Below are 25,088 nucleotides of genomic sequence, written 5' to 3'. Positions count from 1 at the left end.
CGGGCCGCCCGGTTCCGGCCGGGCGGTCAGGGCCCGTCACCGAAGCGGCAGGCCCCGAACCGTCAAACAGCGAGACAGAGATACTTGATCACGACGTAGTCGTCGATGCCGTAGTGCGAGCCTTCGCGGCCGAGGCCGGACTGCTTCACGCCGCCGAACGGCGCGACCTCGTTCGAGATCAGGCCGGTGTTGACGCCGACCATCCCGTACTCGAGCGCTTCGGCGACCTTCCACACGCGGCCGATGTCGCGGCTGTAGAAGTACGCGGCGAGGCCGAACTCGGTGTCGTTCGCGAGGCGGATCACTTCGTCGTCGCTGCCGAACTTGAACAGCGGCGCGAGCGGCCCGAACGTCTCTTCCTTCGCGACCTTCATCGCCGGCGTGACGCCCGTCAGCACGGTCGGCTCGAAGAAGCCGTGGCCGAGCGCGTGGCGCTTGCCGCCCGTGACGACGGTCGCGCCTTTCGCGAGCGCGTCCTCGATGTGCGCCTCGACCTTCAGCACGGCCGCTTCGTTGATCAGCGGGCCTTGCGTGACGCCCGGCTCGGTGCCGCGCCCGACCTTCAGCTGGCCGACCGCCGCCGCGAGCTTCTGCGCGAACTGGTCGTACACGGCTTCGTGCACGTAGAAGCGGTTCGTGCACACGCAGGTCTGGCCGCTGTTGCGGTACTTCGACGCGATCGCGCCCTGCACCGCCGCGTCGAGGTCGGCGTCGTCGAACACGATGAACGGCGCGTTGCCGCCCAGCTCCAGCGACACCTTCTTGACCGTCGGCGCGCATTGCGCCATCAGCAGGCGGCCGACCGGCGTCGAGCCGGTGAACGACAGCTTGCGCACGACCGGATTCGACGTCAGTTCGCCGCCGATCGCCTTCGGGTCGCCCGTCACGACGCTGAACACGCCGGCCGGCACGCCCGCGCGCTCAGCCAGCACGGCCATCGCGAGCGCGGAGAACGGCGTCGCCTCGGCCGGCTTCACGACGATCGGGCAGCCTGCCGCGAGCGCCGGGCCGACCTTGCGGGTGATCATCGCCGCCGGGAAGTTCCACGGCGTGATCGCCGCGCACACGCCGACCGGCTCCTTCGTCACGACGATGCGCTTGTCGCTCGCCGGCGTCGGGATCGTGTCGCCATACACGCGCTTGCCTTCTTCCGCGAACCATTCGAGGAACGACGCGGCATAGCCGATCTCGCCCTTCGCCTCGGCCAGCGACTTGCCTTGCTCGGTGGTCAGGATCAGCGCCAGGTCGTCGGCGTTTTCCATCATCAGGTCATGCCACTTGCGCAGGATCGCCGCGCGTTCCTTCGCGGTCTTCTTGCGCCACGCGGGCCATGCGGCGTTCGCGGCGTCGATCGCCTGGCGCGTCTCGGCCGCGCCCAGCACCGGCACGACGCCGACGAGGCCGCCCGTCGCCGGGTTGCGGACCTCGAACGTCTCGCCGTTCGCCGCGCCTTGCCATGCGCCGTTGACGTAAGCCTGCTGGCGGAACAGCGACGGATCTTTCAGGGAAAGGGATTCCTGGACATGGACAGTGCTCATATGAATAGCCTGCTTTGAAGATGAAACGGCCGCCGCCGTCGTCACGACGGCGGCGGCGCGATCAGTTGACTGGACCTCAGGCCGGCACGCCGACCGTTTCCTTCAGCACGTCCTCGAGGATCACGAGCGCTTCGTCGAACACGGCTTGCGGAATCGTCAGCGGGAACAGGAAGCGCACGACGTTCGAGTACACGCCGCACACGAGCAGCAGCAGGCCGCGCTCGAGCGCGCGCGCCTGCACGCGCTTCGTGAATTCCGCATCCGGCTCGCCGGTGCCCGGCTTCATGAACTCGACCGCGATCATCGCGCCCGGGCCGCGCACGTCGGCGATCTGCGGCACGTCGGCCTGCAGCGCGTTCAGCTTCGCCTTCAGCACGTCGCCGAGCTGCGTCGCGCGCTCGCACAGCTTCTCTTCGTCGATGATCTCGAGCACCGCGTGCGCCGACGCGACCGCGAGCGGGTTGCCCGCGTAGGTGCCGCCGAGGCCGCCGGGCGCGGCCGCGTCCATCACGTCGGCACGGCCGACGACGCCCGACAGCGGCATGCCGCCCGCGAGGCTCTTCGCCATCGTGATCAGGTCGGCCTGCACGTCGTAGTGCTGCATCGCGAACAGCTTGCCGGTGCGCGCGAAGCCCGTCTGCACTTCGTCGGCGATCAGCAGGATGCCGTGCTCGTCGCAGATCTTGCGCAGCGCGCGCACGAATTCCGCCGGCGCCGGGTTGAAGCCGCCTTCGCCCTGCACCGGCTCGAAGATGATCGCGGCGACGCGCTTCGGATCGATGTCGGCCTTGAACAGCATCTCGATCGCCTTGATCGAGTCGGCGGTCGTCACGCCGTGCAGCGCGGTCGGGTACGGCGCGTGGAACACGTCGCCCGGGAACGGGCCGAAGTTCAGCTTGTACGGCGCGACCTTGCCGGTCAGCGCCATGCCCATCATCGTGCGGCCGTGGAAGCCGCCCGAGAACGCGATGACGCCCGGACGGCCGGTCGCCGCGCGCGCGATCTTGATCGCGTTCTCGACGGCTTCGGCGCCGGTCGTGAAGAACGCGGTCTTCTTCGCGAAGTCGCCCGGCGCGCGCGCGTTGATCTTCTCGGCCAGCTCGACGTACGACGCGTACGGGACGATCTGGTACGCGGTGTGCGTGAAGCTGTTCAACTGGTCGGCGATCGCCTTGACGATCTTCGGATGGCGGTGGCCCGTGTTCAGCACCGCGATGCCGGCGGCGAAATCGATGAAGCGGCGGCCTTCGACGTCCCACAGCTCCGCGTTCTCGGCGCGGGCTGCATAGAAATCGCACATCACGCCGACGCCGCGCGGGGTGGCGGCGTTCTTGCGGGCCTGCAGGTCGGCATTCTTCACGGTCATCTCCTTGATGTTTCGTATCCGGTGGGAAGGAATCGGGCGCGCTCCGGCAGCCCATGACGGCGACTATAATCAGATTTGGCTCTGACAATCAGAGCCATTTCAATAAATAGTTAGGAGCCAATCATGCGGGCAAGCGTGTTGTCGGACTGGCTGGCGCAGCGTCTCGTGCGCGGCGGTGCGCAGCCGATCTACCGGCAGCTGCACCGGCTGCTGCAGCAGGCGATCCTGTCGCGGGAGCTGCCGGCCGGCACGCGCGTGCCGTCGTCGCGGCTGCTGGCGGCCGAGCTCGGGATCGCGCGCAACACGGTGACCCAGGTGTACGAGCAGCTCGCGCTCGAAGGCTATGTGAGCTCGGCGACCGGCCGCGGCACGTTCGTCGCCGACAGCGCGCCGGACGAGCTCGTCGGCGCGCCGGCGGACGCCGCGGGCCTGACGCCGGCCCCGCGGGCGCGGCCGCTGTCCGCGCGCGGCGCGCGGCTCGTCGAGGGCGCGGGCGTGTCGAAGCGGCAGGGCGGCGCGTTCATGCCGGGCGTGCCCGATGTGTCGCGATTTCCGGCGCGCGTATGGACGCGCCTGCACAACAAGTACTGGCGGCGCCTGCGTCCTGACCTGCTGACCTACGCGCCGGGCGGCGGGCTCGCGCTGCTGCGCGAGGCGCTGGCCGACTATCTGCGCACGTCGCGCTCGGTGCGCTGCGCGCCGGAGCAGATCGTGATCACGACCGGCATCCATCAGTCGATCGATCTCGCGGTGCGGCTCCTGACCGACCCGGGCGACGCGATCTGGACCGAGGACCCGTGCTACTGGGGCGTGCGCAGCGTGCTCAACGTGTCGGGGCTCACGACGCGGCCGATTCCGGTCGACGACGAGGGGATCGCGCCGTCGGCCGCCGATCTCGCCGAGCCGCCGAAGCTGATGCTCGTCACGCCGTCGCACCAGTATCCGCTCGGGATGGTGATGAGCCTCGCGCGGCGCCGGATGCTGCTCGAATATGCGCGCCAGCACCGCTGCTGGATCATCGAGGACGACTACGACAGCGAGTTCCGCTACGGCAGCCGGCCGCTCGCGTCGCTGCAGGGGCTCGACACGGCGGGGCAGGTGATCTACGTCGGCAGTTTCGGCAAGACGCTGTTTCCGGGGCTGCGGGTCGGCTACCTCGTCGCGCCGGAGCCGCTCGCGGACAGCTTCGCGACGGCGAGCGCGGAGCTGTACCGGGAAGGGCAGCTGCTGCAGCAGGCGGTGCTCGCGGAGTTCATCGCCGAAGGGCACTTCGTGTCGCACATCCGCAAGATGCGCACGCTGTACGGGCAGCGCCGCGAGATGCTGCTCGACGCGGTCGCGCGCCGCTACGGCGATACGCTGCAGGCGGCCGGCAGCGATGCCGGGCTGCACCTGGTGACGCGGCTGCCGGACGGCGTCGACGATCGCGCGGTCGCGCAGGCCGCGCTCGCGCGCAACATCGTCGTGCGGCCGCTGTCCGGGTATTACGCGGACCCGGCGCGCGCGGCGTCGGGGCTGCTGCTCGGCTACGCGTGCGTGCCGGAAGAGGAGATCGCGCCGGCGTTCGCGACGCTGGCGGAGGCGATCGACGAGCGGGCGTTCGACGGGGTCGTTGCGGCGGCTTGATGGGGAGTGGGCGTGTGTGGGCGTGTGGTGGCGTGGTCGCGACCGGAGGCGGCCGCGTCGTAGGACACGTGCGACGCGACGGTGAACGCGTGACACGCCCGTGTCGTAGCCGAGGCGCCGCGTCGGACCATGCGGTTTGCCCGGTTCGCCCGGTTCGTGCCGACTTCGCGGTTTGCGCCGACGTGGACCGCGGCGCACGCATTCCATCCCGCATCCGGATATCGCGCGTGCTCGCGCGGAATTGCCGATAATAGAACGTTGTTATTCACCCGATGCCGACGATGACCGAAGCCACCCAGACCCCGCCCGCCGCGCCGCGCCTCACGAGCCTGTCTCATGGAGGCGGCTGCGGCTGCAAGATCGCGCCCGGCGTGCTGTCCGAGCTGCTGAAGCGTGCGACGCCGCCCGCCCTGTTTCCGGACCTGCTCGTCGGCACCGAAACCTCCGACGATGCCGCGGTCTATCGCCTGAACGACGAGCAGGCGATCGTCGCGACCACCGATTTCTTCATGCCGATCGTCGACGATCCGTTCGACTTCGGCCGCATCGCGGCGACCAACGCGCTGTCCGACGTCTACGCGATGGGCGGCAAGCCGCTGCTCGCGCTCGCGCTGGTCGGCATGCCGATCAACGTGCTGCCGCACGAGACGATCGCGGCGGTGCTGCGCGGCGGCGAGTCCGTGTGCGCGGACGCAGGGATTCCGGTCGCGGGCGGCCATTCGATCGACTCGGTCGAGCCGATCTACGGGCTGGCCGCGATCGGCGTCGTGCATCCGTCGCGCGTGAAGCGCAATGCGGCGGCGCGCGCGGGCGACGTGCTGGTGCTCGGCAAGCCGCTCGGCGTCGGCGTGCTGTCCGCCGCGCTGAAGAAGAACCAGCTCGACGACGCCGGCTATGCGCAGATGATCGCGACCACGACCAAGCTGAACCGGCCGGGCGCCGAGCTGGCCGCGCTGCCGGGCGTGCACGCGCTGACCGACGTGACCGGCTTCGGCCTGCTCGGCCACACGCTTGAGCTCGCGCGCGGCGCGCGGCTCACGGCGCGCGTGAACTACGCGGCGCTGCCGTGGCTCGCGGGCGTCGAGGCGTTCGCGGCGGCCGGCGTGTTCACCGGCGCGTCGGGCCGCAACTGGACGGCCTACGGCGCGGACGTGCGGCTCGGCGACGCGCTGCCGCCGGTCGCGCAGGCGCTGCTGACCGATCCGCAGACGTCGGGCGGCCTGCTCGTCGCGTGCTCGCCCGATGCGGTCGACGACGTGCTCGCCTGCTTCCGCGCGGACGGTTTCGATCGCGCGGCGGTGATCGGCGAGATGACGGACGGGCCGGCCCGCGTCGACGTCGCCTGACGCGCATTTTTGCTGTCGCTAGAATCGGCGTTTTCCATCGAAGACGTCGATTCCCGATGAACGACTTCCTGTTCGGGCTGATGATCGCGCTGTCGGTCGGCCCCGTTGCGCTGATGATCGCGAACTACGGGATGCGCGCCGGCACCGCGAGCGGCGTGCGCGCGGCGGCCGGCGTCGCGACGGCCGACGGCTGCTATGCGGTCGTCGCCTTCACGATCGGCGCGCTGCTCGCGAGCACGCTCGCGTCGCACCTGTCGCTGTTCCGTCTGGCCGGCGCGCTCGTGCTGCTCGCGATGGGCGCGCGGATGATGTGGCAGGCGCTGCGCGATCGCCGCCGCACGCTCGACGGCGACGCGCCTGCGCCCGGCAGCCGCCCGTTCACGTCGATGTTCTTCGTCACGCTCGCGAACCCGCTCACGATCCTGCTGTTCTACGGCTACGCGACGGCTGCCGCCGCCGCACATCGTCACTGGCTGCTCGGCGCGGCGTGCGTGTTCGCAGGCAGCCTCACCGGCCAGCTCGTGTTCGCATTCGGCGGCAGCGCGATCGGCCGCCTCGTGAAGTCGCCGCGATGGCTCGCGGCGAGCCACGTGCTTGCTGCGCTGGTCGTGCTTGCTTATGGCGTCGCGGGGATCGTCCGCGCGTAGCGGGGCCGGGACGGTCGTCGAAGCCTCGGCCGCTCAGGAATGCCTGCATGCCGTGGCACGCGGCCTCGTAGCGATTCTCAGTGTCGGTCGCAGCGGCGTGCGGCGATTACGGCGCGAACGCGCTGATCCGCGCAACCGGCAACCGGCGTAATCAGCGTAATCAGCGTTATCGGCACCTTCAATCACCCCGCGCCACTCCCCCCCAACCCCCCGTTTCGTAGTCGGGTTCCGCATCGCAGACCCGCGTTCTATACTGCGTCGCGCAGTCTCCGAGAGTCGTTCACACTCAACATCACTCGAAACAAGGAACGCCGATGCTGACTCGCTCCATTCTTTCCGCCGCCGCCTTCTCGCTCGCCGCCTGCGCCACCGCGCCGTCGATCGCGCAGGACCATCAGCGCGACGACGCAGGCAACGCGGCCACGACGGCCAACGCCGCATTCGCCGAGACCGCGGCACAGGGCCGCCCGGTCAAGGTCATGATCGTCACGATGTTCGCGCCGGAAGGCCAGGCCTGGCTCGACCGCCTCGGCCCGTGGCGCGACCTGACGGTGCCGGGCCTGTCGCCCGATTACCCGGCGGTCCACTGCAACAAGCAGGACGTATGCGTGATGACGACCGGCATGGGCTATGCGAACGCCGCGGCGTCGATCATGGCGCTGACGTTTTCGCAGCGCTTCGATCTGCGCCGCACGTATTTCCTCGTCTCCGGCATCGCGGGCGTCGATCCCGCGCAGGGGACGGTGGGCTCCGCGGCGTGGGCGAAGTACCTCGTCGATTTCGGCCTGCAGTGGGAGCTCGACGCGCGCGAGATTCCCGCCGGCTGGAACTCCGGCTATCTCGGCATCAACACGAAGAGCCCGAGCGACAAGCCGCCGCTCGACTACCGCAGCGAGGTGTTCCAGCTCAATCCGCAACTGGCCGACGCCGCCTACGCGCTGTCGCGCAACGTCGTGCTCGCCGACAGCACGCAGGCACAGGCCGCGCGCGCGAAATTCAGCTACGCGCCCGCGAACCAGCCGCCTTCGGTGATCCGCTGCGACACGTCGTCGGGCAATACGTGGTTCTCGGGCACGCTGCTCGGCGAGCGCGCGCGGCAATGGACCAAGATCCTGACGGACGGCAAGGGCACGTACTGCATGACCGCGCAGGAAGACAATGCGACGTTCGAGGCGCTGAAGCGCGCGGCGAGCGTGAAGCGGGTGGACCTGTCGCGCGTCGCGGTGCTGCGCACCGGCTCCGATTTCGACCGCCCGTATGCGGGGCAGACGAGCGTCGACAACCTGCTGAACTACGCGGACCAGGGCGGCTTCGTCCCGGCGACCGAGAACCTGTACCGCGCGGGCAATCCGCTCGTGCAGGACATCGTGTCGCACTGGGGCGAATGGCGCGACGGCGTGCCGCGTCGATGACGCACCGGCGCTCGCATCGGCGCGTGACGGACGCGTTCAGTGCGGTTGCGACGACGAACGAAACGGCGTCCAGACGGGCGTCGTGTCGTCCCAATGATCGAGCGGCGAAGGAAGTTGATCGTTCATCACGGACTCCTGCAACTGACTGACGTGTGTCGGGTTCGCGACGCCGCGCGACGGACGATCCGTCGCGCGGCGTCGTGCGTTTACCGGCCCGCGCCTGCGAGCTGGTTGCCTTCCGGCGTCGGACGGTACGGGCCTTGCGCGAGCTCGACACCTTGCGGATACGAATTCACCTTGCGCAGGTATGCGAGCGTGCCGTCGCGGCGTGCCTGTTCGACTTCCGCATTGACTTCGGCGCGCGTGCGCGGGCCGTTGCTCGGCTGCGTGTACGACGCGCCGGCGTAGTTGGCGGCTTGCGGCGCATTGGTATCGGCGAAGGCCGGTGCGGACACGACGAGTGCGAGTGCGATGGCGGAGAGAAGATGGCGGCGGTTCATGACGTAACTCCTGTGTTGGTCGGAGTTGGCGCAAGAGCGCTCGCTCCGGTCCCGTCGAACGGGATGTTGGATGCGCAACGATGTGCGCGACAGGGTTAACTCTAGGTGTGTGTCCCGGCGCGATAAATGCAGCTGATGCGAATTGAATTGTCGCGATGCTGGAACAATCGCGATCCGTCACGGCCGCACGGTGCTGCCGGAATCGCGCACAGCCGCCTGTGGCGCGGCTCGCGGCGACGCGGCCCGACTTCGCGACGGCGTGTCGGCGCGACGCGGCGATTGCCGCGCGCGATGCAAAGGTGTGATGCGGATTCCGGAAAGACGCGATGTGCGCGCCGCTGCGACGTCTGCAGGAGCACGACGCATCCGCGGAAGGAGAACGTGCTGGAAGGCCGACCGATCGAGGTATGAAGAAAGCGCGGAGACGCGCGAGCGCGCGGCCCGCGCGCCGCTCGTCAGACTAAGCGACTAAGCGGCTACGCGACCCACTCGTTGAGCACCGGCGTATCGAGCGCCGGCGCGCGCTCCGCTTCCTCGAACGTGCGCTTGCTGCACGTCGCGTCGAGGCTGCCCTTGCCGCTCAGGAGCGGGCAGCGGTCGAACACCTCGGCGATCCAGTCGACGAACACGCGCACCTTCGGCGACAGGTGGCGGCTGTGCGGATAGACGACCGAGATCGGCATCGGCAGCGGCTTGATGCCGGGCAGGACTTCCTTGAGCCGGCCCTCGCGCAGGTGCGGCAGCACCATGAACAGCGGCGGCTGCACCAGCCCGAAGCCTTCCAGCCCGCACGTCACGTAGGCGTCCGCGTCGTTCACCGACACGACGCTGTCCATCTTGATCTCGACTTCCTTGCCGTCGATCAGGAACGTCCAGTCGATCACGCGGCCCGTGCGGCTCGAGAAGTAGTTGACGGCCTTGTGCTGGCTCAGGTCCTCGATCGACTGGCTCGCCGTACTTCTCGAGATAGGCGGGCGACGCGACCGACGTGCATTCGAACAGGCCGATGCGGCGCGCGACGAGCGACGAGTCCTGCAGCGCGCCGACCCGGATCACGCAGTCGACGCCTTCCTGCAGCAGGTCGACCGGGCGGTCCGACAGGCCGAGCTGCAGGTCGATGTCCGGATAGCGCGAATGGAATTCACACAGCGAAGGAATCACGAGCAGCCGCCCGATCGAGCCCGGCATGTCGATACGCAACTTTCCGTGCGGCTTGCGATTGTTGTTCTGGAAGCTCGCCTCGGTTTCCTCGACGTCCGCGAGAATCCGCACGCAGCGTTCGTAGTACGCGGCGCCGTCGGGCGTCAGCGACAGCCGGCGGGTGGTGCGATGCATCAGCCGCACGCCGAGGAAGGCCTCCAGATTCTGGATGATGGTCGTGACGGACGCCCGCGGCAGGCCGAGCGTCTCCGCCGCCTTGGTGAAGCTGCTCGTGTCGACGACGCGTGTAAACACCTGCATGGCCTGAAGCCGGTCCATTGCAACCTCCGCATTTGACGGGCCGAACAAAGAGGCTGCGTTGCCTCGAAAGCAAAAAGCAAACGCAGCCCGTGATTGTTCGGAGTCGTTGAATTGTGTTGCCGGATTATAGGCATTTATCCGGATGTCTGCCGGACCCAGAATGCGTTCCATCTTGAAATGGATGCCGTTTCCTCATGGACGCCTCTGAATTCAGCAAATTCCTGAAAGCCGCGCTGCCGGTGGAACCCTGCGCCGGCGCGGCTCTGACGGTCACCGAGGTCGAAATTCCCGGCTACGCGCAGGACATCGCGCTGCGCTTGTACCGTCGCCCGGACAAGACCGGACTGCCGGTAGTGCTTTATTTCCACGGCGGCGGGTTCGTGCGCGGCACGCTCGACGACGCCGATTTCGCCGCGCGCTTTTTAGCAGAACGCTTACCGGCGCTCGTCGTCTCCGTCGATTATTCGCTCGCGCCGGCCCATCCGTTTCCGGCCGCGCCGGAGGACGCGTATCGCGCGGCGATCTGGGCCGCGACCCGCGCCCGCGCGTTCGGCGGCAATCCGAAGAAGATCGGCGTCGCCGGCCACGACGCGGGCGGCCAGCTCGCGAACTGCCTCGCGTTCATCGCGCGCGACCGCGGCGAGGTGCCGATCGCCGCGCAGGCGCTGTTCGGCCCGATGCTCGACCCGAGCATGACGCGCATCGGCGACGCCGAGCGCCTCGCGTCCGACATCACCGCGCGCGAATGCGCGGCGTGCTATCGCGCGTACCTGCCGCAGGCGGCGCAGCGGATGCACCCGTACGCGGCGCCGCTCGAGTCGGTGCGCCTCGCGGGCCTGCCGCCGACGCTGATCGTCACCGCGCAGAACGACGTGCTGCACGTCGAGGCGGAAAAGTATGCGGGCTGCCTGATCGAATCCGGCGTGCTCACGCAGGTGATCCGCTATCCGGATATCACGCACGCGGCGCTCGCGACGCACGAGCTCGCCTTCGAGGAAGCCGTGCGCTTCTTCCAGTGCCGCTTCCAGGCGCGGCAGCCGAACCGAACCGCGAATTGAATCGAATAACCAATCCAATCCACGTTCACTGGAGATCTACATGGCCATCCTACGCACCCCTCGTTCCCGGATCGCAGCCGCGGTCGCGACGCTCGCCGTCGTCGGCCTGGGCACGTTCGGCGCGATGCGCGTCGGCGCAAGCGCGCCGGAGAAGCCGGCGGCGCCGCTGCCGGAAGTCGACGTCGCGACCGTCGTGCCGCAGACCGTGACGGACTGGCAGGCCTATTCGGGCCGCCTCGAAGCCGTCGAGAAGGTCGACGTGCGCCCGCAGGTGCCGGGCACGATCGTCTCGGTCAATTTCAAGGACGGTGCGCTCGTGAAGAAAGGCGACGTGCTGTTCGTGATCGATCCGCGCCCGTATCAGGCCGAAGTCGACCGCGCGGGCGCGCAGCTCGCGGCCGCGCAGGCGCGCAACGGCTACGCGCAGAGCGACTGGCAGCGCGCGCAGCGGCTGATCGGCGACAACGCGATCGCGAAGCGCGACTACGACGAGAAGCAGAACGCGGCGCGCGAGGCGAGCGCGAACCTGAAGGCCGCCGAGGCCGCGCTCGAGACCGCGCGCATCAACCTCGGCTATACGCGGATCACCGCGCCGGTGGCGGGCCGCGTGTCGCGCGCGGAGATCACGCTCGGCAACGTCGTGTCGGCGGGCGCGTCGGCCGCGCCGCTGACGACGCTCGTGTCGGTGTCGCCGATCTACGCGTCGTTCGACGCGGACGAGCAGACCTACCTGCAATACATCGGCGGCGCGCGCGACGGCCGCAAGGTGCCGGTCGAGCTCGGCCTCGCGAACGAAGCCGGCTATTCGAGGAGCGGCGTGATCGACTCGGTCGACAACCGGCTCGACACGTCGTCCGGCACGATCCGCGTGCGCGCGCGCTTCGACAACGCGGACGGCTCGCTCGTCCCGGGCCTCTACGCGCGCGTGAAGGTCGGCGGCAGCGCGCCGCACCAGGCGCTGCTCGTCGACGACGCGGCGATCAACACCGACCAGGACAAGAAGTTCGTGTTCGTCGTCGACCAGCAGGGCCGCGTGTCGTACCGCGAAGTGCAGCCGGGGATGCAGCACGGCAACCGGCGCGTGATCGTCAGCGGCATCGCCGCCGGCGACCGCGTGATCGTGAACGGCACGCAGCGCGTGCGGCCGGGCGAGCAGGTCAAGCCGCACATGGTGCCGATGACGGGCGGCGATGCGCCCGCCATCGGCGCCGTCCGCGCCGCTCGCCGACAACGCGAAGCCCGCCGCGCCGGCCAAGGCGAATTCGTAAGGGGCGCACCCGCCGCGCATTCGCGTCGAACCAGACAGAGCCAGCCATGAACATATCCAAATTCTTTATCGACCGGCCGATCTTTGCAGGAGTCCTATCGGTGGTCATCCTGCTTGCCGGGGTGATCGCGATGTTCCTGCTGCCGATTTCGGAATACCCGGAAGTCGTGCCGCCGTCGGTCATCGTCAAGGCGCAGTATCCGGGCGCGAACCCGAAGGTGATCGCCGAGACGGTCGCGTCGCCGCTCGAGGAGCAGATCAACGGCGTCGAGGACATGCTGTACATGCAGTCGCAGGCGAACAGCGACGGCAACATGACCATCACCGTCACGTTCAAGCTCGGCACCGATCCGGACAAGGCCACGCAGCTCGTGCAGAACCGCGTGAACCAGGCGCTGCCGCGCCTGCCGGAGGACGTGCAGCGGCTCGGCATCACGACGGTGAAGAGCTCGCCGACGCTGACGATGGTCGTGCACCTGATCTCGCCGGACAACCGCTACGACATGACCTACCTGCGCAACTACGCGCTGATCAACGTGAAGGACCGCCTGTCGCGGATCCAGGGCGTCGGCCAGGTGCAGCTGTGGGGCTCGGGCGACTACGCGATGCGCGTGTGGCTCGACCCGCAGAAGGTCGCGCAGCGCGGCCTCGCCGCGGAGGACGTCGTGCAGGCGATCCGCGAGCAGAACGTGCAGGTCGCGGCCGGCGTGATCGGTGCGTCGCCGTCGCTGCCGGGCACGCCGCTGCAGCTGTCGGTGAACGCGCGCGGCCGCCTGCAGACGGAGGAGGAGTTCGGCGACATCGTCGTGAAGACGACGCCGGACGGCGGCGTCACGCACCTGCGCGACATCGCGCGCATCGAGCTCGACGCGTCCGAGTACGGGCTGCGCTCGCTGCTCGACAACAAGCCGGCCGTCGCGATGGCGATCAACCAGTCGCCGGGCGCGAACTCGCTGCAGATCTCGGACGAAGTGCGCAAGACGATGGCCGAGCTGAAGCAGGACATGCCGGCGGGCGTCGACTACAAGATCGTCTATGACCCGACGCAGTTCGTGCGTTCGTCGATCAAGGCCGTCGTGCACACGCTGCTCGAGGCGATCGCGCTGGTCGTGATCGTCGTGATCGTGTTCCTGCAGACCTGGCGCGCGTCGATCATTCCGCTGATCGCGGTGCCGGTGTCGATCGTCGGCACGTTCTCGCTGCTGCTCGGCTTCGGGTATTCGATCAATGCATTGTCGCTGTTCGGGATGGTGCTCGCGATCGGGATCGTCGTCGACGACGCGATCGTCGTCGTCGAGAACGTCGAGCGCAACATCGAGAGCGGGATGAGCGCGCGGCAGGCGACCTACAAGGCGATGCAGGAGGTGAGCGGGCCGATCATCGCGATCGCGCTGACGCTGGTCGCCGTGTTCGTGCCGCTCGCGTTCATGTCGGGCCTGACCGGCCAGTTCTACAAGCAGTTCGCGATGACGATCGCGATCTCGACGGTGATCTCGGCGTTCAACTCGCTGACGCTGTCGCCGGCGCTGTCCGCGATCCTGCTGAAGGGCCACGGCGACAAGGAAGACTGGCTGACGCGCGTGATGAACCGCGTGCTCGGCGGCTTCTTCAAGCGCTTCAACAAGGTGTTCCATCGCGGCGCGGAGAACTACGGGCGCGGGGTGCGCGGCGTGCTGTCGAGAAAGGCGGTGATGCTCGGCGTGTACGTGGCGCTGGTCGGCGCGACCGTGATGGTGTCGAAGATCGTGCCGGGCGGCTTCGTGCCCGCGCAGGACAAGGAATACCTGATCGCGTTCGCGCAGCTGCCGAACGGCGCGTCGCTCGACCGCACCGAGAAGGTGATCCGCGACATGGGCTCGATCGCGCTGAAGCAGCCGGGCGTCGAGAGCGCGGTCGCGTTCCCGGGCCTGTCGGTGAACGGCTTCACCAACAGCTCCAGCGCGGGCATCGTGTTCGTCACGCTGAAGCCGTTCTCGGAGCGGCACGGCAAGGCGCTGTCGGCGGGTGCGATCGCGGGCGCGCTGAACCAGCAGTACGGCGCGATCAAGGATTCGTTCGTCGCGGTGTTCCCGCCGCCGCCGGTGCTCGGCCTCGGCACGCTCGGCGGCTTCAAGCTGCAGATCGAGGATCGCGGCGCGGTCGGCTACGCGAAGCTCGCCGATGCGACCAGCGACTTCATCAAGCGCGCGCAGCAGGCGCCGGAGCTGGGGCCGCTGTTCACGAGCTACCAGATCAACGTGCCGCAACTGAACGTCGATCTCGACCGCGTGAAGGCGAAGCAGCTCGGCGTGTCGGTCACCGACGTGTTCGACACGATGCAGATCTATCTCGGCTCGCTGTACGTGAACGACTTCAACCGCTTCGGCCGCGTGTACCAGGTGCGCGTACAGGCGGATGCGCCGTTCCGGGCCTACGCCGAGGATATCGGGCAGCTGAAGACGCGCAACGCCGCGGGCGAGATGGTGCCGCTGTCGTCGCTCGTCAACGTGACGCCGACGTTCGGCCCCGAGATGGTGGTGCGCTACAACGGCTACACGGCGGCCGACATCAACGGCGGCCCGGCGCCGGGCTTCTCGTCGGGGCAGGCGCAGGCGGCGATCGAGCGGATCGCGCACGAGACGCTGCCGCGCGGCGTGCGCTTCGAGTGGACCGACCTCACGTACCAGCAGATCCTCGCGGGCGATTCGGCGATCTGGGTGTTCCCGATCAGCGTGCTGCTCGTGTTCCTCGTGCTCGCCGCGCTGTATGAAAGCCTGACGCTGCCGCTCGCGGTGATCCTGATCGTGCCGATGAGCATCCTGTCGGCCTTGACGGGGGTGTGGCTCACGCAGGGGGACAACAACATCTTCACGCAGATCGGCCTGATGGTGCTGGTCGGGCTGTCGGCGAAGAACGCGATCCTGATCGTCGAGTTCGCGCGCGAGCTGGAGCACGACGGCAGGACGCCGCTCGAGGCGGCGATCGAGGCGAGCCGGCTGCGGCTGCGGCCGATCCTGATGACGTCGATCGCGTTCATCATGGGCGTCGTGCCGCTCGTCACGTCGACCGGCGCGGGCGCGGAGATGCGCCACGCGATGGGCGTCGCGGTGTTCTTCGGGATGCTGGGCGTGACGCTGTTCGGCCTGATGCTGACGCCGGTGTTCTACGTCGTGCTGCGCACGCTCGCGGGTGGCAAGATCCACGTCGCCGGCAAGGACTCGGCCGGCTACGGCGGGCCGGCCCACGGCGTACCGGCTTCGGATGCTTGAGGACAACAAGATGGACAACATGCACAACACGAACGGCCTGCTGCGCGTCGCGAAGCTGGCGGCCGCGAGCACTCTGCTCGCGACGCTGCTGGCCGCGTGCGCGGTCGGGCCCGACTACGAGCGGCCGGAGGCGGCAACGCCCGCCGCGTTCAAGGAAGCGCCGACGCTCGCGCCGGGCGAGCAGGCCGGCACGTGGAAGACCGCCGAGCCGTCGGACGCCGCGCATCGCGGCGAATGGTGGAAGGCGTTCGGCGATCCGGTGCTCGATGCGCTCGAGGCGCAGGCGCTGGCCGCGAACCAGAACCTGAAGGCCGCGGCGGCGCGCGTCGAGGAAGCGCGCGCGGCGACCCGCGCGGCGCGCTCGCAGTGGTTCCCGCAGGTCGGCGTCGGCTTCGGGCCGACGCGGCAGGGGCTGTCGTCGGCGTCGCAATCCCTGCCGCAAGGCAGCGGCCCGACCACCTCGACGCTGTGGCGTGCGCAGGGCACGGTGTCGTATGAAGCGGACCTGTTCGGCCGCGTCGGCCGCAACGTCGAGGCGTCGCGCGCGGACCAGGCGCAGAGCGAGGCGCTGTTCCGCTCGGTGCAGCTCGCGCTGCAGGCGGACGTCGCGCAGAACTACTTCGAGCTGCGCCGGCTCGATTCCGACCAGGACCTGTACCGCCGCACGGTCGAGCTGCGCGATCAGGCGCTGAAGCTCGTGCAGCGCCGCTTCAACGAAGGCGACATCAGCGAGCTCGACGTGTCGCGCGCGAAGAACGAGCTGGCGACCGCGCAGGCCGATGCGGTCGGCGTCGCGCGCCGTCGCGCGGCGTCCGAGCATGCGCTCGCGATCCTGCTCGGCAAGGCGCCCGCGGACTTCGCGTTCAAGGAGACGCCGCTCGTGCCGGTCGGCGTGAAGATTCCGGCCGGCCTGCCGTCGGCGCTGCTCGAGCGGCGGCCCGACGTCTCGGCGGCCGAGCGTGCGATGGCGGCGGCGAACGCGCGCATCGGCCTCGCGAAGTCCGCGTATTTCCCGAAGCTCGACATCACCGGGGCGTTCGGCTATGAGGCGTCGACGCTCGGCAGCCTGTTCATGTGGTCGAGCCGCACGTTCCTGCTCGGGCCGTTCGCGGGCACCGCGCTGACGCTGCCGCTGTTCGACGGCGGACGGCGCGCGGCGGGCGTGCAGCAGGCGCGCGCGCAGTACGACGAGCAGGTCGCGAACTACCGGCAGCAGGTGCTCGTCGCGTTCCGCGAGGTCGAGGACAACCTGGCCGACTTGCGGCTGCTCGACGACCAGATCCGCGCGCAGGATGCGGCCGTCAACGCGTCGCGGCGCGCGGCGAAGCTGTCGCGCACGCAGTACCAGGAAGGCGAGGTCAGCTATCTCGACGTGATCGACAGCGAGCGCTCGGTGCTCGTGTCGCAGTTGCAGGCGAATGCGCTGACGGGCACGCAGGCGGTGTCGACCGTGAACCTGATTCGTGCGCTGGGCGGCGGCTGGGGACCGGCGCCGACGGCGGTCGGCGATGCGGCGACCGGCAAGGCGGAGGTGGCGGCGCGGTGAAGGGGAGTGGCGGGTGGGGTTCGCTCGCCAGTCTTGAAGTGAAGAAACCCGGTATGCAGGCTTAGGGCTGTGTGCCGGTTTTTTTTGTGGTTCGACGAGGGATTGGCGGGGCGTCGCTCGCGATCGGCCATGTCGCTGGCTCGAAAAGCTGAATGGGCGGCTCGCGAGCAAGTCGGCCCGTAATGGCGTAACTAGGCGGCCACTGCATTGACTGGAGCGTTCGGATAGCTGAACTGTTGCAGTTCTGGTAACGCTCGCTTCTACCCTTGCGATTCTAGATTTCTGCTTGTTTGTGTTTTAAATAAAAAAATAATCTATTGAACTATTGAGTTGATTTGCGCTGCTATAACTGTCAGCTTTCGAAGCGGATGGGTGTGTCCTATGTTTGAAGCGCATCGGGATCGCGTTAAGTCGCCGTGATGCGCTATCAACTTTATTTTGGAGACCGATATGTCTGCGCGAAGCACTGTCGTGAAGTTGCAAAACAATTCGGGGAACACGTTATTCCTGGATCCCGCGTCGATCAACCTGCTGCACGGGGAATGGGTGACATATCCTCCGGAGAAAATCCCGGATGGCCAAACTGGCCAATGGGAAAGCGATTCGGACGGTTTTATGACGGGAACGGAAGGTCAGCTTCAATATCAATTTGCAGACGGCGGCGGTATCGAGAACGTCAGGCTTTACTGGGACAACCCCTATGTCGGAAATAACGGATACTCGATCACCGTTAGTGCCGCGGGTTATAAGGTTGGTTATGACGGTGGCTCCGGGGATAACGCAACCGTCAACTTCTACATCAAGAAGGGCTGACGCCGTGTGAGGCGCTCGCGCCCGTCTCGATGGGGCGCGAGTGCTCGACGGACGTATTGAGGGCTTGGCCGGATCTCGCGCCCTTGGCGATCGGTCGGTTCCAGCCGCGCGCCTGATACCCGGCGCTGTCATTCGAACGGCTGCTGCTTCGCAACGGGAACGTGTCAGCCATCGTTCGTTGGAAACCCGCGTCCGCGGGAACGCTACTGGAAAATTCGATCGCCGCCTGGCAGGTGAGTCATGCGGCTCCGCAATGCCGCCAACTGCTGGTGCCATGACGACGACGTTGCCGCTGACGTTTTCACGCATGGCCTTCATTGCACGTCGCAACTAACGGTCAGTCCTGCCCGCCGACTTCCAATGGCGCGGTGGCGTCCCGCCACGCGCACCGGCAGTGCATGAAGGTCAGCGGTCACGCAGCGAAGGCGACGCCTGCCGCTACGGACGCACCCGCGCAGAACCATCCGCGCCCCTACTCAATCACCGCCGCGCCTCATTCCCGCGTGAAACATCTTCCCCATCAGCCTCGTTCGCATCCCATCCGCTAACCAAACGTCCGCGCAAGATCACACGCGCGCGTTGACGCGTGTGGCGGTCAGGGAAGGACCAGGAGCGTGATTGGATTGGATTTCGCGGCGGCCGTGCGGCCGTGCTTGCGGCGTCGGCGCGCGCCGCGCATAAAGGCTGCCGCCGACAACGCAAAGGGATCCGAAGCGATCGCATGCGGACATGCACATCGTTCGCCTCGGCAACAGCGCGTTCAACGGGCGGCACACACACCGCCCACCCACCTTACGCCGTGACGAACTCGTGCACGTACCGATTGAACACCGCGGGACTCGCCGCATTCATCCCGTGTGACGCACCGGCGACGGTTTGCCGCTGCGCGTCGCCGATCCACTGCGCGAGCGTGTCGACGTTGTGGCGGAACATCTTCGGGCTGCGCTGACCGTCGATCAGCAGCGTGCGGCATGCGACATCCGCGGCCGCATCGCGCGAATACGCGGGCAGCGGGTCGCGCAACTGCTTCGGCAGCGTGCTCGCGTTGTCGATTGCCATCGTGCGGAAGCTCGCGGTGCTCTTCTTCCACGCGCCGGGGATGCTGACCGAGTCGACGAACGTTTCGAGCCCCGCTTCGACGTCGCCGTTCTCGATCAGGCTCACGGCCTTCGTGCGCAGCGCAATCGCGGCCGGCGGCAGCGTTGCCTCGCGCACGCCTTCCTGCTGCAGCGGGCCGCCCGGATCGGCGAGCGTCAGCGTCTCGACGAGGTGGGGATGGTGGCGCGCGACGTTGAACGCGACGCTGCCGCCGCGCGAGTGGCCGACGAGATGCACCGGGCCGAGGTCGAGCGCGTCGATGAATTCGGCGAGCTCGTCGACGTGGTTCTGCCAGCTGAACTCGTTCTGGATGCCGGCTTCAACCGCCGGCCAGTAGTGGCTGAGACTCGGCGCGATGCAGCGATAGTGCGCCGACAGCGCAGCGAGCTGCGGGTCCCAGTAGCGATAGTCGCAAAGCGACCCATGAACGAACACCATCGGCGCGCCCGTGCCCTGCTCGACATACGGCAGGCTGATGCCTGACGACAGCGTCGCAAATTGCAGGTCGGGGTTCGCGAGCACCGAAGGCTCGATTCGCATGTTCATGACTGAAAAAACTCACAGGTGCGTCATCACGTCGCAACTATGCCCGACCGCGGCGTTTAAGCAAAACGCATAATTTTCATCGCATCGATCAATTTTATTGATGACAACGCCGAAAACCCTTGTCGCAGCGTGGTACGCACTTCAGCCTTCAATCGTCTGACGGTTTGATTCCGCGCTGAAAGCCAGCGTGTGCGGCCGCGCGGGCGCGCATCGGACGCGACCGCGTGCTGCGCAAAATGAAGGTCGCGCGACGTCGTTCGCGCGTTATCGCGCCGCGGGCGCGGCCAAGGTCCGAAGCTCGCCAGGTAGATCGTTGTCCGCAGCGAATGGCATCGCGAAGTCGAATGCATCGGCGCACATGACGCGCAACGCGTCCGCGACGAACAGGCATTTGACGCGGCCGTCGACCACCGGCATCGCGAGCCACTCGGACCAGTCGCGCGTGACACCGCGCGTCAGATCGCCGCCGATCCGGCCGCGATCCATGCCCGCATACGCGGCCTCATTCCCCGCCGTCGGCGGCCGCATCGCCGCGCGCGGGAATCCGCAGGTGGCGCAGCTTGTGATAAAGCGTCTTCTTCGGCATCCCGAGCGCATCGCTGGCGTCCGCGACGTTGCCGTGGTGCCGGCGCAGCATGTCCTCGATCAGCATGCGCTCGAAATACGCGAGCTGCTCCGCGAGCGTGCCGCCCTTCGCGGGCGCGCCGCCGGACGCCGACAGCAGGCTGTCGCCGGTCAGCCCGAGCACGAAGCGGTCGGCGACGTTCTGCAGCTCGCGCACGTTGCCAGGCCACTGGTGCGTCATCAGTTCGGACACCTGCGCGGCGCTCACGACGGGCGCGGGCTGCCCGAAGCGGCGCGCGGCCGCGAGCACGAAGTGCTCGAACAAGAGCGGCACGTCTTCGCGGCGCTCGCGCAAAGGCGGCAGCTCGATCTGCGCGACGTTCAGCCGGTACAGCAGGTCCGCGCGGAAGCGCCCGTCGGCCGCGAGCTCGGCGAGGTCGGCCTTCGACGCGGCGACCACGCGGCAATCGACCGGAATCAGCTCGTTCGCGCCGAGCCGTTCGACCACGCGCTCCTGCAGCACGCGCAGCATCTTGATCTGCAGCGCGACCGGCATCGTCTCGATCTCGTCGAGGAACAGCGTGCCGCCGTGCGCCCACTCGATCTTGCCGATGCGCTTCTTGATCGCGCCCGTGAACGCGCCGGCCTCGTGGCCGAACAGCTCGCTCTCGAACACCTGTTCCGGCAGGCCGCCGCAGTTCAGCGCAACGAAATGCGCGTCGCGCCGCCCGCCGAAATCGTGCAGGCTGCGCGCGATCAGCTCCTTGCCGGTGCCGGTCTCGCCGGTGATCAGCACCGACACCGACGTATCGGCGAGCCGCAGGATCTTCTTGCGGACATCCGCCATCGCCGGCGACTTGCCGAGCACGAGCGCCTCGATGCCCTGCCAGTTGTGCAGCGCCGCGCGCAGGCCCTGCACCTCGAGCGTGAGGCGCCGCTTCTCGACCGCGCGCGCGACGCGCCCGGCGATCACGTCGGACGAGAACGGCTTCTCGATGAAGTCGTAAGCGCCAACCTGCATCGCGCCGACGGCCGTCGAGATGTCCGCGTGGCCGCTGATCAGCACGACCGGGATCTGCGCATCGATCGCCATCACGCGGTCGAGCAGCTGTAACCCGTCGATGCCCGGCATGCGCACGTCCGACACGATCACGACCGGCGCGCCGGGTGCCACCTGCGCGAGCGCGTCGGCCGCCGACGCGAACGCGTCGACCGGAAACCCGGCGAGCGCGACTGCCTGCTCGACGCCGATCCGGACGTTCTCATCGTCCTCGACGACCAGCACCCGAATCTCATCTTCCATGCTCTGTCCTTTGCAGCGTGGCCGCTGCGAAATCGATACTGAACTCCGCGCCGCCCTCGTCGCCGTCGTGACGGTTGGCGGCCGTGATCTTCGCGCCGAACCCTTCGACGATGCGCGACGTGATCGCGAGGCCGAGCCCGAGGCCCTGCCCGCGCGGCTTGGTCGTCACGAACGGCTCGAACAGGTGCGGGAGCACGTCCGGCGCGATGCCCGCGCCGCTGTCGGCGATCGTGAAGCGCACGCGGCCTTGCGGATCGGGTTCGCCGGCTTCGATGACGATCGTGCGCGCGGCGGCGTCGCGCACCGCGTCGAGCGCGTTGCCGAGCAGGTTCACGATCACCTGCTGGAGCTGGCTCGATTCCGCGTACACGGTCGTGCCGGGCGGAATCCGCACGTCGAGCGTCACGCCTTCGTCGCGAATCCGCGCATCGTAGATGAGCCGCGCATGCGCGACCGCTTCGCCGAGCGACACCGCGACGCGCTCGATGTCCGGCTTGCGCGCGAACGTCTTCAGCTCGCCGGTCAGCACCGCCATGCTGTCGACGAGGCGGCCGATGCGTTCGAGATTGGCGAGCGCCTGCGCCGGCTGGTTGCGTTCGAAGAAGGTGCGCGCGTTGTCGCACAGCGTGCGGATCGCGACGAGCGGCTGGTTCAGCTCGTGTGTGAGGCCCGCGGCCATCTGCCCGAGCACCGCGAGCTTGCCCGCATGCACGACCTCCTGCTGCGAATCGCGCAGGCGCTGCTCGGTGCGCTCGCGCTCGACGATCTCCTGCTGCATCCGCTCGTTCGCGGCCGTCAGCGCGGCCGTGCGCTGGGCGACGGTCAATTCGAGCCGGTCGTTCGCGCGGCGCAGCGCGTCCTGCGCATTGAGCCGCGCGGCGATCGTGCGGCGGCGCTGGATCGCATACGCGGCATAGAGCGCGGCGATCAGGAACGCGCCCGTCACGAACGCGAACGCCATCTGCTGCTGGCGCCGCGCGCCGGCGACGTCGAGCAGCACCATCAGCGAATCGCCGGCCTGCGGCGCGGGCCGCGACATCACCAGATAGCGCGCGGTGCGTCCCGGGCGATGCAGGTCGGGAAACTCGCCGAGCCACGCGGCGGCGTTCCAGCCGCCGGCGCGCCGGTACGGCAGCGCCTCGACCGTGCGGCCCGCGTACTGGCGCGACGCCTGGATGTCGCGCTGCTGCTGCGCGGTGATCGGCCGCAGCGCGGCGAACTTCCATTCGGGTTCGGTCGAGATGACGATCACGCCGTTGCCGTCGACCACCATCGCCGCGACGCCGGGCGCGCGCCACGCGAATTCGAGCGCGTCGACGCTGACCTTGACGGCTGCCGCGCCGAGCGTCCGGCCGTCGTCGCGGACCGCGCTCGCGAAATACAGCCCGGGAATGCCGGTGTTGGTGCCGATGCCGAAGAAGCGGCCGCTGCCGTGCGCGAGCGCATCCTTGAAGTAAGGCCGGTACGACACGTTGGTGCCGACGAAGCTGACCGGCTGGTTCCAGTTGCTCGCGGCGATCACCGAGCCTTGCAGGTCGATCACGTCGACCGCGCCGCTGCCCGCGTCGCGGTTCACCGCTTCGAGATAGGTGTTGACCGTGTGCAGCAGGTCGGGAGATTCATCCGGCGGCGCTTTCAGCAGCGCGCGCACGCCGTCCTGCCGCGCGACGAGCGCGGGCAGCAGCTCGAAGCGGCCGAGTTCGCTCTTCAGGCTCGCCGCGTACAGGTCGAGCCGGTGCGCGCCGACCTCCTCGAGCCCGTCGATCGCGCGATCCCACGCGAACTCGACCGCGGCGGCCGTCACGCCGACATACAGCGCGACCGCCGCCGCCCAACCCCACCACGCGATTCCCTTGAAACTCGTCTGCACGTTCGCCCTCATCGATGCCCGCCGCCGGCGCTACTGGATGCGCGCGCGCCGCGCGCCGGGCGAACCGGCGGCGGCGCCGCGCATCACGTGGCCGTCGCGAGCGGACGCGCGGCGACGCGTCATCCGAGATGCGCCAGCAGGATCAGCGTCACCGTGACGACGATCGCGCCGCCGATGCGCGTCGCGATCTGCGCGAACGGCATCAGCTGCATCCGGTTCGCGGCGGTCAGGATCGCGACGTCGCCGGTGCCGCCTTGCCCGCTGTGGCATGCGTTCACGATGGCCGTGTCGATAGGGTACATCTTCATCAGGCGGCCGACCACGAAGCCCGTGCCCATCAGTGTCGCGACCGTCGCGACGATCGTGATCACGTTGACCAGCGTGAACGCGGCGGTCAGCTTGTCCCACGGCGTCATCGCGACGCCGATCGCGAACAGCAGCGGATAGGTGACGGCGGTCGAGAAGAACTTGTAGACGACGAACGCGCCTTCCTGCAGCGGCGGCGACACCGCGCGCGCGAGCTTCACGAGTACCGCGAGGAACAGCATCGCGACCGGCGCGGGCAGGCCGAACAGCTTGTGCGACATCAGGCCGACGAGGTACAGCGTGATCGCCGTGATGCCGGCGCCCGCGATGTGCGTGACGTCGACGTGGCCGCGGATCTCTTCGTTTTCCGGCGTCATGTCGCCGCTTTCGCCGACCTGCAGGCGGCCGTTGCCGGTCAGGTGCGGCAGGCGCTTGCCGATCATGTCGAGCGCGCCGGACAGGATGATCGCGGTCAGGCTGCCGAGCATCACCGGCGGCAGCACGGCCGCGAACATCTCGCCCTGCGGCAGGTGCAGGATTTCCGAATAGCCGATCGACAGCGGAATCGCGCCTTCGCCGACGCCGCCTGCCATGATCGGCACGACGATGTACAGCAGCGTGTGCCGCGCACCGAGGCCGAGCGCGGTGCCGACGGCCGTGCCGACGATCGCCGCGGCGATCGAGCCGACCGCGAGCGGGATGAAGATCTTCAGGAAGCCCTGGATCAGCACGCGCCGGTCCATGCTCAGGATGCTGCCGACGATGATCGACGCGATGAACAGGTACAGGAAGTTCGTCGACTTCGTGAACTCGGTCGTGAGGGTCAGCACGGGCTTCGGCAGCACGTGGTAGTAGGTCAGCGCGGACGGCACGAAGGTCGCGAAGATCGCCGCGGCGCCGATGTTGCGCAGGAGCGGCAGGCGCTTGCCGAGTTCCGCGCAGGTGAAGCCGAAGAACGCGAGCACGGCGATCGCCATCGAGATCTCGCCGGGCACCTTGCCGGTGACCGAGAAGCCGACGATCAGCGCGAGCAGGATGAAGTAGATCGGCAGCGGGATGATGCCGATGCGGATTTCCATCAGCTTCCACCAGCCTTCCGGCCAGAAACGGGTGCGCGTGTCGGAACGGGGCGCGGCGCTCGGCTCCGCGTGGATCGGGGTGGACGTAGAGGTCTGCAAGACGTGTCTCCTTGGATTTGGAATGCCGGCGCTGCTTCGTTGCTGCGCGGCATCGTGTGCCGACAATTACGCAACGTCCGTGCCAGCGGCGATCCTGCGGAGGAATCTGCAACGCGTTGATTTGACGGGGGTTTCCGTTGTCTGATGTTTGTGCGGTGCAGGCGGCGTTCCGAAACTTCGGAATCCGCCCCGCGCGCAGGCCGAGATTTCGGCCAGTGCGCCATATCGCTGGCGGCGATTTTCTTCCCAGAATCGCTTCGTAGACCGCCGTCCCGCCGCTCTCTATCATCGGCTGATCATTTCCTCACGCATGAACCCCTGTCCGGAGAGCGCCCGCGCGCTCGCCGCGGCATCGCTCATGCCTCGATACCGTCTTTGGACTGGAGAATGGCTTC

General features: G+C 68.2%; 17 protein-coding genes and 1 pseudogene. 9 read left to right on the top strand and 9 right to left on the bottom strand.

The features are described from left to right. Nucleotides 1-62 precede the first annotated feature (62 nt). Together gabD and WJ35_RS28325 are read right to left on the bottom strand one after the other, a co-directional pair. Complete coding sequence (gene gabD, locus WJ35_RS28330) at nucleotides 63-1,538, bottom strand: NADP-dependent succinate-semialdehyde dehydrogenase (protein WP_069240518.1); 1,476 nt, start codon at nucleotides 1,536-1,538, stop codon at nucleotides 63-65. Between the two features lie 76 nt (nucleotides 1,539-1,614). Then, nucleotides 1,615-2,898, bottom strand: a complete 1,284-nt coding sequence (locus WJ35_RS28325) for a 4-aminobutyrate--2-oxoglutarate transaminase (protein ID WP_060237303.1) — start codon at nucleotides 2,896-2,898, stop codon at nucleotides 1,615-1,617. Nucleotides 2,899-3,027: 129 nt separating this feature from the next. On the opposite strand from WJ35_RS28325, the gene WJ35_RS28320 reads away from it, so the two are divergent. The 4 genes from WJ35_RS28320 to WJ35_RS28305 all read left to right on the top strand — a co-directional run bounded on the left by WJ35_RS28320 (nucleotide 3,028) and on the right by WJ35_RS28305 (nucleotide 7,935). Further along, the gene (locus WJ35_RS28320; protein ID WP_069240517.1) at nucleotides 3,028-4,530 is read left to right on the top strand and encodes a PLP-dependent aminotransferase family protein; all 1,503 of its coding nucleotides are present in this window, start codon (nucleotides 3,028-3,030) and stop codon (nucleotides 4,528-4,530) included. A 281-nt stretch (nucleotides 4,531-4,811) separates the two neighbouring features. After that, on the top strand, nucleotides 4,812-5,876 hold the full coding sequence (gene selD / locus WJ35_RS28315) for a selenide, water dikinase SelD (protein ID WP_069240667.1): 1,065 nt from the start codon (nucleotides 4,812-4,814) through the stop codon (nucleotides 5,874-5,876). A gap of 56 nt (nucleotides 5,877-5,932) precedes the next feature. Next, complete coding sequence (locus WJ35_RS28310) at nucleotides 5,933-6,523, top strand: LysE family translocator (RefSeq protein ID WP_069240516.1); 591 nt, start codon at nucleotides 5,933-5,935, stop codon at nucleotides 6,521-6,523. Nucleotides 6,524-6,837: 314 nt separating this feature from the next. Further along, nucleotides 6,838-7,935: a purine-nucleoside phosphorylase gene (locus WJ35_RS28305; protein WP_069240515.1), complete on the top strand. Its 1,098-nt coding sequence runs from the start codon at nucleotides 6,838-6,840 to the stop codon at nucleotides 7,933-7,935. Between the two features lie 206 nt (nucleotides 7,936-8,141). Here the strand turns inward: WJ35_RS28305 and WJ35_RS28300 are convergent, their stop codons facing one another. Both WJ35_RS28300 and ceoR read right to left on the bottom strand, forming a co-directional pair. Beyond that, the gene (locus WJ35_RS28300; RefSeq protein ID WP_069240514.1) at nucleotides 8,142-8,435 is read right to left on the bottom strand and encodes a DUF4148 domain-containing protein; all 294 of its coding nucleotides are present in this window, start codon (nucleotides 8,433-8,435) and stop codon (nucleotides 8,142-8,144) included. Between the two features lie 476 nt (nucleotides 8,436-8,911). Beyond that, nucleotides 8,912-9,896, bottom strand: a pseudogene (gene ceoR / locus WJ35_RS28295) (putative multidrug efflux transcriptional regulator CeoR). 194 nt (nucleotides 9,897-10,090) lie between these two features. Between ceoR and WJ35_RS28290 the strand changes: the two are divergent. From WJ35_RS28290 to WJ35_RS28270, 5 genes are all read left to right on the top strand, one after another. Next, nucleotides 10,091-10,954 (top strand): alpha/beta hydrolase, encoded by an 864-nt coding sequence (locus tag WJ35_RS28290; protein WP_045564044.1) that lies wholly within the window; start codon nucleotides 10,091-10,093, stop codon nucleotides 10,952-10,954. Nucleotides 10,955-10,994: 40 nt separating this feature from the next. Further along, nucleotides 10,995-12,272, top strand: coding sequence for an efflux RND transporter periplasmic adaptor subunit (locus WJ35_RS28285; protein ID WP_335645773.1), 1,278 nt, complete (start codon nucleotides 10,995-10,997; stop codon nucleotides 12,270-12,272). Continuing rightward, complete coding sequence (gene ceoB / locus WJ35_RS28280; RefSeq protein WP_069240513.1) at nucleotides 12,269-15,469, top strand: multidrug efflux RND transporter permease subunit CeoB; 3,201 nt, start codon at nucleotides 12,269-12,271, stop codon at nucleotides 15,467-15,469. Before WJ35_RS28285 ends, ceoB begins: the two co-directional genes overlap by 4 nt. Before the next feature lie 10 nt (nucleotides 15,470-15,479). Continuing rightward, a complete protein-coding gene (opcM, locus tag WJ35_RS28275) occupies nucleotides 15,480-17,015 on the top strand; it encodes a multidrug efflux transporter outer membrane subunit OpcM (protein ID WP_069240666.1) in 1,536 nt (511 codons plus the stop codon). Between the two features lie 471 nt (nucleotides 17,016-17,486). After that, on the top strand, nucleotides 17,487-17,828 hold the full coding sequence (locus WJ35_RS28270; protein WP_224020109.1) for an aegerolysin family protein: 342 nt from the start codon (nucleotides 17,487-17,489) through the stop codon (nucleotides 17,826-17,828). Between the two features lie 792 nt (nucleotides 17,829-18,620). Here the strand turns inward: WJ35_RS28270 and WJ35_RS28265 are convergent. The 5 genes from WJ35_RS28265 to WJ35_RS28245 all read right to left on the bottom strand — a co-directional run bounded on the left by WJ35_RS28265 (nucleotide 18,621) and on the right by WJ35_RS28245 (nucleotide 24,669). After that, nucleotides 18,621-19,472 carry an alpha/beta fold hydrolase gene (locus WJ35_RS28265; protein ID WP_069240512.1) on the bottom strand — a complete coding sequence of 284 codons (852 nt, stop codon included), beginning with the start codon at nucleotides 19,470-19,472 and terminating at the stop codon, nucleotides 18,621-18,623. Nucleotides 19,473-19,736: 264 nt separating this feature from the next. Next, entirely contained in the window at nucleotides 19,737-19,958 is a 222-nt protein-coding gene (locus tag WJ35_RS28260; protein WP_011880922.1) for a DUF3579 domain-containing protein, read from the bottom strand. 16 nt (nucleotides 19,959-19,974) lie between these two features. Then, a complete protein-coding gene (locus WJ35_RS28255) occupies nucleotides 19,975-21,339 on the bottom strand; it encodes a sigma-54-dependent transcriptional regulator (protein ID WP_069240511.1) in 1,365 nt (454 codons plus the stop codon). Continuing rightward, nucleotides 21,329-23,221, bottom strand: coding sequence for a sensor histidine kinase (locus WJ35_RS28250; RefSeq protein ID WP_060236123.1), 1,893 nt, complete (start codon nucleotides 23,219-23,221; stop codon nucleotides 21,329-21,331). The genes WJ35_RS28255 and WJ35_RS28250 overlap by 11 nt, the downstream gene beginning before the upstream one ends. A 107-nt stretch (nucleotides 23,222-23,328) precedes the next feature. Next, a complete protein-coding gene (locus WJ35_RS28245) occupies nucleotides 23,329-24,669 on the bottom strand; it encodes a 2-hydroxycarboxylate transporter family protein (protein ID WP_415874016.1) in 1,341 nt (446 codons plus the stop codon). Between the last annotated feature and the right edge of the window lie 419 nt (nucleotides 24,670-25,088).

It is taken from the genome of Burkholderia ubonensis (assembly GCF_001718695.1).
Classification (GTDB): Bacteria; Pseudomonadota; Gammaproteobacteria; order Burkholderiales; family Burkholderiaceae; genus Burkholderia; species Burkholderia ubonensis_B.
Note: the sequence above shows the minus strand (reverse complement) of the source record. Positions and strands in the feature narration are given on the sequence as shown.